This is a genomic window from Paraoerskovia marina (genome assembly GCF_900105445.1).
In the GTDB taxonomy this organism is placed as follows: Bacteria; Actinomycetota; Actinomycetes; order Actinomycetales; family Cellulomonadaceae; genus Paraoerskovia; species Paraoerskovia marina.
In genome coordinates this window covers 1,834,897-1,849,600 of sequence record NZ_LT629776.1, presented here as the reverse complement: position 1 = coordinate 1,849,600, position 14,704 = coordinate 1,834,897, and the positions used below count along the sequence as shown (strand labels likewise).

The window sequence follows — 14,704 nt, the reverse complement described above, 5'->3', positions numbered from 1 at the left end:
GTCCTCCTAGTTCGTCAGATACCTACACGTTCGCCGGCTCGCTGCGTCGAGGATCGCTCCGCGTCGAGGGCTGATTGCAAAATGATAACGGCTGCCGCCTGGTCGATGACAGCCCTGTGCTTCCGACCCGCACGCCCGGCAGCGTGCAGCGCCTGGTGCGCGGTCACGGTGCTCATGCGCTCGTCGACCATCTGCACCGGGACCGGGGCGATCTGGGCGGCGAGCACGGCCGCGTAGGCACGGGTGTGCTCCGCCGCGGCTCCCTCGCTGCCCGACAGGTGCTTGGGCAGGCCGACGTACACCACCGCGGCGTTCCGCTCGGCCACCTCCTCGACGATCCGGGCGACGTCCGCCGGGACTTCGGCGTCAGAGGTGTCGCGCGCCAGCGTCTCGACGGGAGTCGCCACGAGACCGTCCGGGTCGCTCGCGGCCAGGCCGACACGTACCGCACCGACGTCGACCGCGAGCCGCGCCCCGCGCGGGAGCGGCTCCGGGGAGTGGTCGCTCACGCGATCGAGCTCCGGATCCCGTCCAGCGCGGCCGGGAGGGCCGACACGTCGCTGCCACCACCCTGGGCCATGTCGTCCTTGCCGCCGCCGCCGCCGCCGAGCGTGCCGGCAGCCGCCTTGGCGAGCGCCCCGGCGCGGATGCCGGCGCCGCGGGCGTCGGCGTTCGTGACGACCACGACGAGCGGGCGATCCTTGGCGACACCGCCGATCGCGACGACGGCGGCACCGTCCTCGCCGAGACGCGCGCGGACGTCGAGGGCCAGCGCGCGCAGGTCGTCCGCGGAGGCGACGACGCCGGCGTCGTGCGTCACGACGCGCGTCGTCCCCACGGTCTGCGCCTGCTCAACCAGCGAGGCCGCAGCGCCGAGCAGCTGGGCCTGACGCAGACCCGCCAGCTCCTTCTCCGCGTCCTTCAGGCGGCTCATCAGCGACCCGATGCGGTCGGGGAGCTCGTCGGCGCGGGCGTTGACCATCCCGGCGAGCTGGTTCACCAGCGCGTGCTCCTTCGCCTGAAAACCGTACGCGCCGTTGCCCACCAGCGCGTCGACACGGCGGACCCCGGAACCGATCGAGGACTCGCCGAGCAGGGTGACCAGACCGAGCTGACCGGTCTGGCTCACGTGCGTGCCCGCGCACAGCTCGCGCGACCAGTCACCGCCGATGGACACGACCCGCACCTGGTCGCCGTACTTCTCTCCGAAGAGCGCCATCGCACCGAGGGCCTTGGCCTCGGCGATGGGCATCGTCACGTCGGTGACCTCGAGGTTCTCGGCGAGCTGGACATTGACCCGCTCCTCGATCTCGGAGAGCGCGCTTGCCGGGACCGCACCCGTGGAACGGAAGTCGAAACGGATGCGGCTCGGGGAGTTCTCCGAGCCCGCCTGCGTGTGGTCCTTGCCGAGGGACTCGTGGATCGCCTTGTGGATCATGTGGGTCGCCGAGTGCGACTTGCTGATCGCGGTGCGGCGCGCGACGTCGATCTGCGCGGTCCCGGGGTCGCCGAGCGCGACGGTTCCCTCGGTCAGGCGTCCGCGGTGCACCGACAGACCCTTGATCGGACGCTGGACGTCGTCGACCTCGACCGTCGCGCCGCCGTCGAGGACGATCGTCCCCTGGTCGGCGAGCTGACCGCCGGCCTCGGCGTAGAACGGCGTGCGGTCGAGGATGATCTCGACGTCCGCCGGAGCCGTGGCCGCCGGTGCGGCGACGCCGTCGACGAGCAGACCCGTGACCGTCACCGACGCCGTCGCGTCCGTGTAGCCGAGGAACTCGACCGGCGCCGAGAGCTGCTTCTGCAGCTCCTCGTAGGCGCCGACGTCCGCTCCGCCCTGGCGCTTGGCGAGTGCGTCGGCCCGTGCCCGCGAACGCTGCTCGGCCATCAGCGACCGGAAGGCGGGCTCGTCGACGCTCACGCCCTGCTCGGCTGCCATCTCAAGCGTCAGGTCGATCGGGAAGCCGTAGGTGTCGTGCAGGGCGAAGGCCTTCTCGCCACCGATGGTCGCGGTCCCGGCGGACTTCGCCTCCGCGACGGCGTCGTCGAAGATCGACGTCCCCTGGACCAGGGTGCGGCGGAACGCCTCCTCCTCCGCGTAGGCCACGGCCGAGATCCGGGCGAAGTCGTCGGCCAGCTCGGGGTACGACGGCGACATCGCGTCGCGGGAGACCGGGAGCAGGCCCGGCATGGCCGGGTCGGTGACGCCGAGCAGGCGCATCGCCCGCACCGCGCGTCGGATCAACCGGCGCAGCACGTACCCGCGGCCCTCGTTCGACGGGCGCACACCGTCCCCGATGATCATCAGGGACGAGCGCACGTGGTCGGCCACGACGCGGAAGAGGACGTCGTCGTCGTGCACCGCGCCGTACGTCTTGCCCGAGAGCTTCTCGGCGGCCTCGATGACGGGGTAGACCTCGTCGATCTCGTACATGTTGTCCTTGCCCTGCAGCAGGAACGCGACCCGCTCCAGGCCCATGCCCGTGTCGATGTTCTTGCGGGCGAGCTCGCCGACGATGTTGAACTGGTCCTTGGACCGCACGTCGTCGATCTGATACTGCATGAACACGAGGTTCCAGATCTCGAGGAACCGGCTCTCGTCGACGACCGGTCCGCCGTCCTGGCCGTACTCGGGACCTCGGTCGATGTAGATCTCCGAGCAGGGGCCCGCGGGTCCGGGCTGGCCCGTCGTCCAGTAGTTGTCGGCCTTGCCGCGGGCCTGGATGCGCTCGTCGGGAAGCCCGGCGATCCGGCGCCACAGCTCACGGGCCTCGTCGTCGTCGTGGTAGACCGTCACCCACACGGAGTCCGGGTCGAACCCGAGGAAGCCGTCCTCCTGAGAGCCGGTGACGAACTCCCAGGCGTAGGTGATCGCCTGCTCCTTGAAGTAGTCACCGAAGGAGAAGTTGCCGTTCATCTGGAAGAACGTGCCGTGCCGCGTCGTCTTGCCGACCTCTTCGATGTCCAGCGTCCGCACGCACTTCTGGACACTCGTCGCCCGCGGCCACGGCGCCGTCTGCTCCGCGGTCATGTACGGGATGAACGGGACCATGCCCGCGATCGTGAACAGCGTCGACGGGTCCGGGGAGACCACGGACGAGGACGGCACCACGGTGTGCCCGTGGCCACCGAAGTAGTTGAGCCAGCGCTGACGGATCTCGGCGGTACGCATGATGTCCTTCGGGGGTCGTTCGGGTGGGAGGTGCGGCGGCCCGCAGGGGACGCCGGTTCGGTCAGAAGAAGGAGTAGCCGAGCTCGTCCTCGTCGTCGTCCGCACGGTGACGCGCGCGGACCGCCTCGGGAGGAGTCTGCCCCTCGGCGAGCAGGGAGCCGGTCAGCTCCGCCTCGCGCCGGGCGCGTGCGTCCGTGAACTCCGCGCGGAAGGCCTGGACGAAGGCGACGGTCCGGGCGCCGGCGTCGTCCACCGCGTCCATGGACCGGTCGACGACAGAGGCGGGAGCGTAGCGGGCGACGAGCTTGCGCCCCTGCGACATGACGACGACCGTCACCCCGACGCCCACACCGATCCAGAAGACTCGCCGCATCAGGAGTCCTTCCCTGCGCCGCGGCCGGCGGCGGTCGCCGCGCCGAACGCCTGCCGGGCCGCGTAGCTGAAGGCGGCGACCTTGACCAGTGGCCGCCCCAAGGTCGCGGCATAGAGGCTCGAGAGCGCCGACACGTTCTCGCTGACCTGCGCGGCCGACGTCGTCATCGCGTCGATCCGCTCCATCTGGGTGTTGGTGGAGACCAGGGTCTGGGCCGCCTCGTCGAGGATCGGCACGGCGTGGTCGGTCGCCTCGCGCAGGCTCGTCCGCGCCTCGTCGAACACGCGACCCAGCTTGACCAGCGGGACGGCGAGCGCACCGACGAGAAGCACAAAGGCGATCGCTGCGATGAGTCCGGCGATATCTCCGACCATGTCTGCTGCTCCTGTACGAGAGGGGGAAGGCTTCGAGGGAACACTACCCGGATGCACGAACGCCCCGCGCGCGACGCCTTCGCGTCACGCCCGGGGCGTTCGAGAACTGCTGTGCGAGATCAGCGAGCGTAGTACTCGACGACGAGCTGGACGTCGCACGTGACGGGCACGTCGGCACGCTTCGGGCGGTCGACGAGCGTCGCCGAGAGCTTCTCGAGCTGGACGTCGAGGTAGCCCGGGACGGCCGGCAGGACGTCGCGGTGCGCACCGGCGGCGGCGACCTGGAACGGGACGGTCGTCTGGCTCTTCGGCTTGACCTGGATCGTCTGACCCGGCTTCACGCGGAACGAGGGGCGGTCGACGATCTTGCCGTCGACGAGGATGTGGCGGTGCACGACGGCCTGGCGCGCCTGCAGGATCGTCCGACCGAAGCCGGAGCGCAGGACGAGGGCGTCGAGGCGGACCTCGAGGTTCTCGACGAGAGCCTCACCGGTCAGGCCGGACTCCTTGCGGGCGTCCTCGTAGGCACGGGCGAGCTGCTTCTCGCGGAGCGCGTACTGCGCACGCAGACGCTGCTTCTCGCGCAGACGGACCGCGTAGTCCGACTCGGTGCGGCGGCGGGCGCGGCCGTGCTCGCCCGGGGGGTACGGACGCTTCTCGAAGTGCTTGACGGCCTTGGGGGTGAGCGCAAGGCCCAGGGCGCGGCTCAGGCGAACCTGGCGGCGCGAACGGGTCACGGAGGACACAGTGGTATTTCCTTACCTGTCGTGTGCGATGGACGTCGCACCCGGAACCAGCCGGGTGCTGGACCAGCCGTCGGAGAACCTGCCGAAGCGGTGCTCACGGGGCCGAGGTCCCAGGTGTCGCCGGTAGGCAACCACGACAGTCTATCGCACGCCGGCCGCCGCCCGCGCCGCTCCGGGCATGTGCTCGGTCACTGGCCACGCCGAGCCCGTGACAGGATCTCGCGGACCCTGACGAGACGCTCCCCGACGCTCCGCTCGAAACCACGGTCGCTGGGGGTGTAGTACCGCGCCGACCCCAGATTCTCGGGCAGGTAGGCCTGCGGGGCGACGGCGTGCGGCGCGTCGTGGGCGTACTGGTACCCCTGGCCGTGACCGACGCTCTTGGCACCCGGGTAGTGGGCGTCCCGCAGATGCGTCGGCACGGGGCCCGCTCCCCCGGCACGGACGTCCGCGAGCGCCGCGTCGATGCCGAGGTAGGCGGCGTTGGACTTGGGGGCGGTGGCGAGGTGGACGACGGCCTCGGCGAGGACGATGCGGGCCTCCGGCATCCCGATGAGGGCGACGGCCTGGGCGGCGGCGACTGCGGTCTGCAGGGCGGAGGGGTCGGCGAGTCCGACGTCCTCGGCGGCGGAGATGATGATCCGTCGCGCGATGAAGCGGGGATCCTCCCCCGCCGAGATCATGCGCGCGAGGTAGTGCAGGGAGGCGTCGACGTCGGAGCCTCGGATCGACTTGATGAAGGCGCTGATGACGTCGTAGTGCTGGTCACCGTCCTTGTCGTAGCGCACGGCGGCGACGTCGATCGCCCGCTCGACGGCGGGGAGGTCGATGCGTGCGGGAGGGCGGTGGTCGTCGTCCGCCGCGGCGTCGGTCAGCACGGCACCGGCGGCGGCCTCGAGGATCGTCAGCGCCTTGCGGGCGTCGCCGCCGGCGAGGCGGAGCAGGTGCTCGGCGGCCCCGTCGTCGAGCGCGACCTCCCCGGCGAGGCCACGCTGGTCGACGAGGGCACGGTCGACGAGCCTCCTGACGTCGTCGGTGCTCAACGGCTGCAGGGTCAGGAGGAGTGACCTCGACAGGAGCGGTGAGTTGACCGAGAAGCTGGGGTTCTCCGTCGTGGCGGCGACGAGCGTCACCCAGCGGTTCTCGACGCTCGGCAGGAGCGCGTCCTGCTGCGACTTCGAGAAGCGGTGGACCTCGTCGACGAAGAGCACGGTCTCCTCGCCCGAGGAGGCGAGGCGCCGCCGGGCGTCCTCGACGACGGCGCGCACGTCCTTGACGCCGGCGGTCACCGCCGACAGCTCGACGAACCGTCGTCCGGACGTCGCCGCGACGACGTACGCGAGGGTCGTCTTGCCCGTGCCGGGCGGACCCCAGAGGATCACCGATCCCGGCGCGGCCCGTCGGGAGCCGGGGTCGGCCGGGTCGACGAGCCGTCGCAGCGGCGATCCGGGTCCCAGCAGGTGCCCCTGCCCCGCGACCTCGTCGATGCTCGCGGGACGCATCCGTACGGCCAGGGGCGCGCCGGGGCTGGTGGCCGGGGTGCCGTGGTCCGCGATCCCGGCGGTGTCGAACAGGTCCATGCTCCGAGGGTACGGACCGGGTCCGACGTCGGGGCGTCTCGCCGTGCACAGCATCCCGTCGGTCCGGTCACGTTAGTGACAGACTGACCCCCGTGTTCGAGAACCTCGGCCGCGCGATCGCGCGGCGCCCCCGTTGGACGGCCCTGGTCTGGCTCGTGATCGCCCCGCTGGGGTTCGCCCTGGCGGTGCTGGGCGTGCACGGGGAGTCGTTGTTCGAGCGGCTCTCGACCGGCGAGCCGACGGTTCCCGGCTCGGACAGCCAGTACGCGAACGACGTGCTGGCGGCGCAGTCCGACGAGGGCGAGTCCATCACGCTCCTCGTCGAGGGCATCAACCCCGCGACCGACGGCATCGCGGAGGCTCTGGCACCCGCGCAGCAGGACCTGCTCCTGATCGACGGTGTCGAGTCCGTGATCGACCCGTACATCCTTCCCGACTCTCTCGAGAACCCCGCGGCGGCGAGCCTGCTCGCCGCCGACGGCGACGGGTTCGTCGTCGAGGTGACGACCGAGGCCGACCTGACGGGCGAGCGCGAGAACGAGGTCGCGGCCGAGGTCGAGGAACGTCTCGACACCGTCGACGACGACCTGGCGGCCCTCTCTCCCGGCGTGACCGGTCTCGTGGGGAGCAACGACCTGATCGTCGAGGCCGTCACCGACCAGGTCGAGGAGGACCTTCGCACCGGCGAGCTCGTCGCGCTCCCGATCGCCCTGCTGGTGATGGTTCTCGTCTTCGGCGGGTTCGTGGCGGCCGCCATGCCGCTGATCGGCGCGATCGCCTCGATCGGGGTCGGGCTCGGCGCCCTGCTCGGTCTCTCGTACCTCATGGACGTCGACGCGTCGGTCGTCAACGTGGTCACGCTGCTCGGGCTCGGCCTCTCGATCGACTACGGGCTGCTGATCGTCTCGCGGTACCGCGAGGAGCTCCACCTCGTCCTCGACGCAGACGACGGCGCGGCGGTGCGCCGTCGCCGCGGCGACGGCGCCGTCCTGACGGCGATCACGCGCACGATGGCCACGGCGGGCCGCACCGTGGCGTTCTCCGCCCTCACCGTCGCGATCTCGATCTCCGGTCTCCTCGTCTTCACCCCGGACATCCTGCGCGCGATCGGCGCGGCCGGCGTCATCGCCGTCCTCATCGCCGTCGCCACCGCTCTGACCCTGGTGCCCGCCCTGCTCGTGATGACCGGACGACGCCTCGCACGGCCCGGTCTGTTCGAGCGGATCCCCGGACTGCGAGCCGTCGCACGGCGGACCGCCGACGTGCAGTCCGACGAAGGTGTGTTCTCCGCCCTGGCGGGCCGCGTCCAGCGGCACCCGTGGTGGGTGATCCTGGCCTCGACGACGGTCCTGGTGGTCCTTGCTCTCCCCGCCGCCGGACTGCAGCTCCGCAACTCCGGGATCGAGCTCCTGCCCGCCGACGCGCCCCAGCGCCAGTTCGTGGAGACGCTCGCCGACGAGTACCCCGCGAGCCAGAGCCCGGACATCATCGTCGTCACGCGGTCGACGCCTGCGGCGACCGACCAGTGGGCCGAGCAGGTCGCCGACCTCGAGGGTGTCAGCGCCGTCGGGTCGGCCACGGCGAGCGCCGACTACTCGGTCTTCGGCGTCCAGCTCGACACCGACGACCCGGGCAGCGCCGAGGCCGTGACCGTGGTCCGTGACATCCGAGAGCTCCCGGTCCCGTTCCCCGCGTGGGTGACGGGCCAGGCGGCAGGACAGGCGGACTTCGTCGACGCCCTCGCCGACGGCGTCTGGTGGGCCGTCGGCATCGTCGTGGCCGCGACGCTGATCCTGCTCTTCCTGATGACGGGCTCCGTCGTCATCCCGGTCAAGGCCCTGCTGACGAACGCCCTCTCGCTCGCGGCGAGCCTGGGCGTCCTCGTGTGGGTGTTCCAGGACGGGCATCTGGAGAACCTGCTGGACTTCACCTCGACCGGCGGCATCGAGACCTACGTCATCGCACTGGTCATCGCGTTCGCGTTCGGCCTGGCCATGGACTACGAGGTCTTCCTACTCTCCCGGATCAAGGAGCTGCACGACGCGGGGTACTCCAACGACGAGTCGGTCCGACTCGGTCTGCAGCGGTCCGGGCGGATCATCACCTCCGCCGCGCTGATCATCATCGTGGTGTTCGCAGGGTTCGTCGTCGGGGACCTGCTCGTGATCAAGGAGGTCGGGTTCGCGCTCGCCGTCGCGGTGGCGATCGACGCCACCCTGGTGCGCATGCTCCTGGTGCCGGCCACGATGACGGTGCTCGGCCGCGCCAACTGGTGGGCACCGCGACCGCTGCGCGCGCTCTACCGCAGGTTCGCCATCACTCACTGACGTCCGTCAGGACGGGAGGGTCCGCCAGCCGGAGAACTCCTGACCGACGACGTAGCCCGCTCGCGTGTAGAGCGCCCGGCCGGCGACGTTGTGGGCGTACATGCCGAGCGCGGCGCGGTCCGCGTGGCGGAGCGCCTCGCGCGTCGCGACGGCGACGAGCGCACCGGCGGACCCCCGGCCACGGGCGGCCGGCAGCGTCCCGATCCCGCCGAGCTCCCACCCGTCGGGACGTACGTGCGCCCCGACGACGGCACTGAGACCGGACCCGTCGTCGTAGCCCCACCAGCGAGTCTCCTGCGCCCACGGGTCGGCCTCGGCGTGCGGGTTGGCCTCGGCGAGGCAGTGCGCGGCCGCCTCGCGGTCGGTGCCGGAGACGAGCTCGCGCACGTGCACCTCACCAGGATGCGCCGCAGGCGCCACGGTGGTCGAGAACCAGTCCCAGTCGGAGGTCGTCGGCCCGGTCAGGAGTGCCGGCAGGCCCGGGTGGTCCGCGGCCGACGAGAGCACCGGCATCCCGCGTGGCACGCATCCGCCCACCACGAGGCCGTCGGACGGTCCTGTCGCCGTTCCGGGGAACTGCCCGCGCTCGGCCACGTCGAGGATGAGCTCCGCCGCGGCGACCGGGGCGCCGATCCCCCAGACCGCCAGCTGGTCCGCGGCAGGGGTCGGCATCCCGGGGCGGTCGTCCACGAATCCCGTCAGCACGAGGCAGGCCTCGGCGCTGCTCCAGCAGGCGCGTACACCCCGCCGGCGCGCGTCGACCTCGAGCCAGGGGTGAGTCCGCCACCGGGGTGCGAGGCCGGTGAGCGGCCCCGCACCCGCACTCATGCGGAGGTGGCGCCCTCGGACGCGTCCGCGTCGTCCTCCGGGACGGCATCGACGCCCGCTTCCTTGCGCTGGGCCGGCGTGATCGGGGCCGGGGCCTGGGTCAGCGGGTCGAACCCGCCGCCCGACTTCGGGAACGCAATGACGTCCCGGATCGAGTCGGACCCCGTGAGCAGCGAGACGATCCGGTCCCAGCCGAACGCGATCCCGCCGTGCGGCGGAGCCCCGAACGCGAAGGCGTCGAGCAGGAAGCCGAACTTCTCCTGCGCCTCGGCCTGACCGATGCCCATCACCTCGAAGACCCGCTCCTGCACGTCTCGACGGTGGATACGGATCGAGCCGCCGCCGATCTCGTTGCCGTTGCAGACGATGTCGTAGGCGTACGCGAGGGCCTCGCCGGGGTTCTGCTCGAACGTGTCGACCCACTCCGGGGTCGGCGACGTGAAGGCGTGGTGCACGGCCGTCCAGGCTGAGCTGCCCAGGTCGACGTCGTCGTCCTGGCCGGCAGGCTTGAACAGCGGCGCGTCGACGATCCAGACGAACGACCACGCGTTCTCGTCGATCTGGCCGGTGCGGCGGGCGATCTCCAGGCGAGCGGCGCCGAGCAGCGCCCGCGAGTCGTCGACCTTGCCGGCGGCGAAGAAGACCGCGTCGCCGGGCTGGGCGCCGGTCGCCTCGGCCAGGCCCGCACGCTCGGCGTCGGAGAGGTTCTTGGCCACGGGCCCGGCCAGCGTCCCGTCCTCGGCGAACGTGACGTACGCGAGACCGCGCGCGCCGCGCTGCTTGGCCCAGTCCTGCCACGCGTCGAACTGACGGCGGGGCTGGGACGCCCCGCCGGCCATGACGACGGCACCGACGTAGTCGGCCTGGAAGACGCGGAACGGTGTCTCGGCGAAGTACTCGGTGAGCTCGATCAGCGGGTTGCCGAAGCGAAGGTCGGGCTTGTCGCTGCCGTACAGGCGCATCGCGTCGGCGAACGTCATCCGCTGGATCGGGCGCGGGATCTCGACGTCGATGAGCTTCCAGAGCGCGACGAGGATCTGCTCGCCGAGGTCGATGACGTCGTCCTGCTCGACAAAGCTCATCTCGACGTCCAGCTGGGTGAACTCCGGCTGGCGGTCGGCACGGAAGTCCTCGTCGCGGTAGCAGCGCGCGATCTGGTAGTAGCGCTCCATGCCCGAGACCATGAGCAGCTGCTTGAAGAGCTGCGGCGACTGCGGCAGCGCGTACCAGGAGCCCGGCGCGAGGCGCGCGGGGACGAGGAAGTCGCGAGCACCCTCGGGGGTCGAGCGCGTGAGGGTCGGGGTCTCGATCTCGACGAAGTCCTGGGCGTCGAGCACGGCCCGGGCGGCCTGGTTCGCCTTCGACCGCAGGCGCAGGGCTCGCGCGGGCGTCGGGCGTCGCAGGTCGAGGTAGCGGTGCTTGAGCCGTGCCTCCTCGCCGATGGTCTCGGTGCCGTCGAGCGCGGTCGAGACCTGGAAGGGCAGCGGCGCGGACTCGTTGAGCACGACGACGTCGCTCACGACGACCTCGACCTCTCCGGTCGGCAGGTTGGCGTTCGCGTTGCCCTCCGGTCGCTGCGAGACCTCTCCGGTCACCTGGAGGACGAACTCGCTGCGCAGGGGGTGGGCGACGGCCTCGTCGCGAATGACCACCTGGGCGATGCCCGAGGCGTCGCGCAGGTCGATGAAGGCCACGCCTCCGTGGTCGCGGCGGCGGTCGACCCACCCGGTCAGGGTGATGGTCTGGCCGATGTGCTCGGCCCGCAGTGAGCCGGCCGTGTGGGTGCGAAGCACGGAGGGGTCCTTCCGGATCGGGGGGTGGTGGGCGGCTGCCCCGGGGGGTCTGCCGCGAGCGCCGCGTGGCGCACCGCGACAAGTCTAGTCGGTGTCCGGGCGGACTCCACCGCTCGGCCCGTTCACAGGGTGGGACGGGCGGGGTCGCAGATTGCCCGATTCGTCGCGCGGCTCTAGGTTGGCCTCACTAGCCCCCGGGGTGCGCTCGCGCGCTGAGATTGCGGAAGATCCGCTGACCCGTGGAACCTGATCTGGTTCGTACCAGCGAAGGGAGCAGGGCGACGTCGGCCGTTGCGCGCCGTCAGGGTGCGCGCTGTCCGGGGTCTTGCTGCGTCCACCCCCGGGGCCGACGCAGGGAGATGCTTGTGGACCAGGATTCGCAGTCGTACGCGACGGAGCCGTCGACCGGGGCGGGCGGGGCACGTCTGGAGCGGCGGTCCTCCGGCCTGCACACCACGGTGCTGCTCGCCGTCCTCGGGGTGGTCTTCGGGTTCGTGTTCTGGGTGGCCGACCAGATCTACGGTCCGCTGCACCTGGCGCTGGGGCCCTTCGGGACGCTCGCGGAGAACGTCCTCGCCGGGGCGTGGATCGTCGTGGCCCCCCTCGCGGTGTACATCGTGCGCAAGCCGTTCGTGGCCGTGGTCGCGGAGATGCTGGCGGCCGCCGTCGAGCTCGTGGTGTTTGCCTCGCCGTTCGGGCCGATGATCCTCGTCATCGGACTGGTCCAGGGTGTCGGGGCCGAGCTAGCGTTCACCCTGACGCGGTACCGCCGCTACGGCTGGGGCGTGTTCGTGCTCAGCGGGGTCACCGCGGCGGTCGTGACCTTTGCCTACCAGTGCGTGGCGAACGGGTACCTCGGACAGGACTACCTGGTGCTCCGCCTCGGTGTCCAGATCGTCTCGTGCATCGTGCTCAGCGGGTTGGCGGCGAAGTTCATCGGCGACCGTCTGCTGCGCACGGGTGTACTGGACAACTACCCGATCGGCCGCGAGCGCCGCCGCGGGGCAGCTGCGGCGGGGGTGACGGCGTGACGTCGTCGGACCTCGTCGTCGAGCACCTGGACGTGCGGTTCCCGGGGGAACCGACGTCCGTGCTCCGCGACGTGTCGTTCCGGGTGCGGTCCGGGTCGAGCCTGCTCGTGGTCGGCCCCTCGGGGTCCGGCAAGTCCACCCTCGTCGCGGCTCTCGCGGGGATCGTCCCGCACACGGTGGACGCGGATCTCCACGGCCGGGTCGTGATCGGTGTGCCCGGTGCGTGGGAGCGGGGGCCGCGGGCGCTGGCCGGGCACCTGGGGCTGGTGCAGCAGGACCCGCTGGCACAGGTGTGCCTCGACTCCGTCGACGCCGAGGTGGAGTTCGCGCTCGAGAACCGGGAGTGGCGCGTCGAGGAGATCGGGCCGGCGGTGGCGCGCGCGTTGGACGCGGCGGGCGCGGGCGGGCTCGCCGGTCGACGGACCGGCACCCTCTCGGGCGGACAGTGCCAGCGCGTCGCGACGGCCGCGGCCCTGGCCCCCTCGCCGGCCGTCCTGCTCCTGGACGAGCCGACGGCCCTCCTGGACCCCGAGGCGGCGCGCGCCGTCGGCGCGCTCGTCGGGCGGCTGGCCGCCGGCGAGACGACGACCGTCGTGGTCGAGCACCGCCTCGACGACCTCGACCCACTGCCCGACTCGACGCTCGTGCTGGTCGACGGGGAGGTCGTCGCGCACGGCCCGACCGCCGACGTCATGAGGGACCAGGCCCGCGCCCTGGTCCGCCGGGGGTGCTGGGTGCCGACCTCGGCCCTCCTCGCCGTCGCAGGAGCCCCGCCGGACTGGGAGTCGACCGAGACCGACGCCTGGCTCGGTGAGGTGCGGGCGCAGCAGTGCGGGTTCACGCCCGCGCGCGGCGAACGGGTCCTGCATGCGCGCGGGCTGGCGGTGGGCCACGGCTCGCCGTCCGGACGACGGCGTCGCCGGGAACCGCTCGTGGAGGCGGTCGGCGCGGTCGACCTCGACCTGCACCGTGGCGAGGTCGTGGCGGTCCTCGGGACGAACGGGAGCGGCAAGTCGACACTCGTGCGGGGACTCGCCGGTCTTGCGCCCACCCGAGGCCGGATCGACCGGGGCCGGGTCTCGCTCGTCGTCCAGCACCCCGAGCACCAGTTCGTGGCCCGGACCGTCGCCGAGGAGGTCGCGTGGACCCCGCGGCTCGCGGGCCTCGACGGCGACGACCTGCGCAGGGTCGTCGACGACGCGCTCGCGCGGTTCGACCTGACCTCCCTCGCCGACAGGTCGCCGTTCGGCCTGTCCGGCGGTGAGAAGCGGCGTCTGTCTCTCGCGACCGCTCTCGTCCATCCCGGGGACGTCGTCCTCGCCGACGAGCCGACGTACGGCCTGGACCGTGCGGCGACCGTGGCCACCCAGGCGGCGTTGCGGGAGGCCGCCCGCGACGGACGGGCCGTCCTCGTCGTCACCCATGACGTCGAGCTCGCCGGCCGCCTCGCCGACCGGATCCTCGTCCTCGTCGACGGGAGGCCGGCGACGGCTGGTCCGGCGGACCAGGTCCTCCGGGACACGGAAGGGCTTCGTGCCGCGGGCCTTCGGCCGACCCGGCTCCTCGAACGCTGGTCCGCGCTCGCGTCCCCCACGACGGTCCAAGACTTCCTCGTCGGGATCGACGAGCGCGTGCTGGCCGGACTCGAGGTGCACGACGTCGCCGCGACGGACGGGGGCCGACGATGACCGCGCGCACCTCGGCGTTCGGCAGATGGAACCCGACCGTCAAGCTGGGCACGCTGCTCGCCGCCTCCGCCGTCATCGTCGCGGTCACCGACCCGTGGACACCGACGATCCTGTGGGCCGCCGCCGTGTGCGCCGCCGTCGTGGCTGGGCGGGTTCCCCCGAGGACCCTGGCCGGGGCCCACGCCGCGCTCCTCGCGTTCGCGCTGTCGATCTTCGTCGGCAACGTGCTGCTGCGCTCGGCCGGGGACGTGGTCGCCGTCGTCGGACCGGTCCGGGTCACCGACCACGGGCTCGACGTGGCGGCGGCCCTCGCGATCCGCGTCTTCTACCTCGGGGTGATCTCCGTGATCCTCGTGGCCACGACCGACCCCGTCCGTCTGATGACCAGCCTCCACCAGCACGCGCGTGTGCCGGCGGGCGCGACGTTCGCCGTCCTCGCGGGCATGCGCGTGCTCGAACAGCTGCCGGCCGAGTGGACGACGATCCGGTGCGCCCAGGCGCTGCGGGACCCGGGACACGAGCCCGGTCGGCTCCCGACGGGCGTCCGCGCGACCGGCGCCGCGACGTTCACGCTGCTCGTGGGAGCGGTCCGCAGGGCCGAACGCATCTCGGTGGCCCTCGAGGCACGCGGGCTGGGGTCAGGCCCGCGCACCCTGGCACACCCCGTCCCGCTGGGGCCCGGGGACGTCGCGCTCGCTGCCGCCGTCGGCGGCACCGTCACGACCGTGCTCGTGATCGGCGCCGCCGCGGGCTGGCTGACGGGACCCGGTGCGCTGACCGCGGGATAGCCCA

12 protein-coding genes and 1 riboswitch are annotated in these 14,704 nt (G+C 72.2%); of the genes, 4 read left to right on the top strand and 8 right to left on the bottom strand.

Annotated features, from left to right (window positions below):
- Positions 1-14: 14 nt before the first annotated feature.
- The 6 genes from ruvX to BLU20_RS08220 all read right to left on the bottom strand — a co-directional run bounded on the left by ruvX (position 15) and on the right by BLU20_RS08220 (position 6,245).
- A complete protein-coding gene (gene ruvX / locus BLU20_RS08245) occupies positions 15-509 on the bottom strand; it encodes a Holliday junction resolvase RuvX (protein WP_029253464.1) in 495 nt (164 codons plus the stop codon).
- Positions 506-3,172 carry an alanine--tRNA ligase gene (alaS, locus tag BLU20_RS08240; RefSeq protein WP_083372221.1) on the bottom strand — a complete coding sequence of 889 codons (2,667 nt, stop codon included), beginning with the start codon at positions 3,170-3,172 and terminating at the stop codon, positions 506-508. The genes ruvX and alaS overlap by 4 nt, the downstream gene beginning before the upstream one ends.
- A gap of 61 nt (positions 3,173-3,233) precedes the next feature.
- Entirely contained in the window at positions 3,234-3,545 is a 312-nt protein-coding gene (locus BLU20_RS08235; RefSeq protein ID WP_052367097.1) for a hypothetical protein, read from the bottom strand.
- Positions 3,545-3,919, bottom strand: coding sequence for a DUF948 domain-containing protein (locus BLU20_RS08230; protein WP_029253467.1), 375 nt, complete (start codon positions 3,917-3,919; stop codon positions 3,545-3,547). Before BLU20_RS08230 ends, BLU20_RS08235 begins: the two co-directional genes overlap by 1 nt.
- 119 nt (positions 3,920-4,038) lie before the next feature.
- Positions 4,039-4,665, bottom strand: coding sequence for a 30S ribosomal protein S4 (rpsD, locus tag BLU20_RS08225; protein ID WP_083372220.1), 627 nt, complete (start codon positions 4,663-4,665; stop codon positions 4,039-4,041).
- A gap of 188 nt (positions 4,666-4,853) precedes the next feature.
- Positions 4,854-6,245 (bottom strand): replication-associated recombination protein A, encoded by a 1,392-nt coding sequence (locus BLU20_RS08220; protein WP_083372219.1) that lies wholly within the window; start codon positions 6,243-6,245, stop codon positions 4,854-4,856.
- Positions 6,246-6,328: 83 nt separating this feature from the next.
- On the opposite strand from BLU20_RS08220, the gene BLU20_RS08215 reads away from it, so the two are divergent.
- Positions 6,329-8,572, top strand: a complete 2,244-nt coding sequence (locus BLU20_RS08215) for an MMPL family transporter (protein WP_083372218.1) — start codon at positions 6,329-6,331, stop codon at positions 8,570-8,572.
- Positions 8,573-8,578: 6 nt separating this feature from the next.
- On the opposite strand, the gene BLU20_RS08210 is transcribed toward BLU20_RS08215, so the two are convergent.
- Positions 8,579-9,400, bottom strand: a complete 822-nt coding sequence (locus BLU20_RS08210) for a GNAT family N-acetyltransferase (RefSeq protein ID WP_083372217.1) — start codon at positions 9,398-9,400, stop codon at positions 8,579-8,581.
- Positions 9,397-11,193, bottom strand: coding sequence for an aspartate--tRNA ligase (aspS, locus tag BLU20_RS08205; RefSeq protein WP_083372216.1), 1,797 nt, complete (start codon positions 11,191-11,193; stop codon positions 9,397-9,399). The genes BLU20_RS08210 and aspS overlap by 4 nt, the downstream gene beginning before the upstream one ends.
- Positions 11,194-11,378: 185 nt before the next feature.
- Positions 11,379-11,485, top strand: a riboswitch (TPP riboswitch).
- Positions 11,486-11,558: 73 nt separating this feature from the next.
- Here aspS and BLU20_RS08200 point away from each other — a divergent pair.
- The 3 genes from BLU20_RS08200 to BLU20_RS08190 are packed head-to-tail and all read left to right on the top strand — an operon-like array spanning position 11,559 to position 14,700.
- Entirely contained in the window at positions 11,559-12,224 is a 666-nt protein-coding gene (locus tag BLU20_RS08200) for an ECF transporter S component (protein ID WP_231959158.1), read from the top strand.
- A complete protein-coding gene (locus BLU20_RS08195; RefSeq protein ID WP_083372214.1) occupies positions 12,221-13,912 on the top strand; it encodes an ABC transporter ATP-binding protein in 1,692 nt (563 codons plus the stop codon). Before BLU20_RS08200 ends, BLU20_RS08195 begins: the two co-directional genes overlap by 4 nt.
- Positions 13,909-14,700: an energy-coupling factor transporter transmembrane component T family protein gene (locus tag BLU20_RS08190; protein ID WP_083372213.1), complete on the top strand. Its 792-nt coding sequence runs from the start codon at positions 13,909-13,911 to the stop codon at positions 14,698-14,700. Before BLU20_RS08195 ends, BLU20_RS08190 begins: the two co-directional genes overlap by 4 nt.
- Positions 14,701-14,704 lie beyond the last annotated feature (4 nt).

Excerpts from the sequence above, each read along its gene's own strand:
- BLU20_RS08235 (WP_052367097.1), bottom strand. The coding sequence starts at position 3,545 with ATGCGGCGAGTCTTCTGGATCGGTGTGGGCGTCGGGGTGACGGTCGTC.
- BLU20_RS08220 (WP_083372219.1), bottom strand. The coding sequence starts at position 6,245 with ATGGACCTGTTCGACACCGCCGGGATCGCGGACCACGGCACCCCGGCC.
- BLU20_RS08230 (WP_029253467.1), bottom strand. The coding sequence starts at position 3,919 with ATGGTCGGAGATATCGCCGGACTCATCGCAGCGATCGCCTTTGTGCTT.
- alaS (WP_083372221.1), bottom strand. The coding sequence starts at position 3,172 with ATGCGTACCGCCGAGATCCGTCAGCGCTGGCTCAACTACTTCGGTGGC.
- BLU20_RS08190 (WP_083372213.1), top strand. The coding sequence starts at position 13,909 with ATGACCGCGCGCACCTCGGCGTTCGGCAGATGGAACCCGACCGTCAAG.
- BLU20_RS08210 (WP_083372217.1), bottom strand. The coding sequence starts at position 9,400 with ATGAGTGCGGGTGCGGGGCCGCTCACCGGCCTCGCACCCCGGTGGCGG.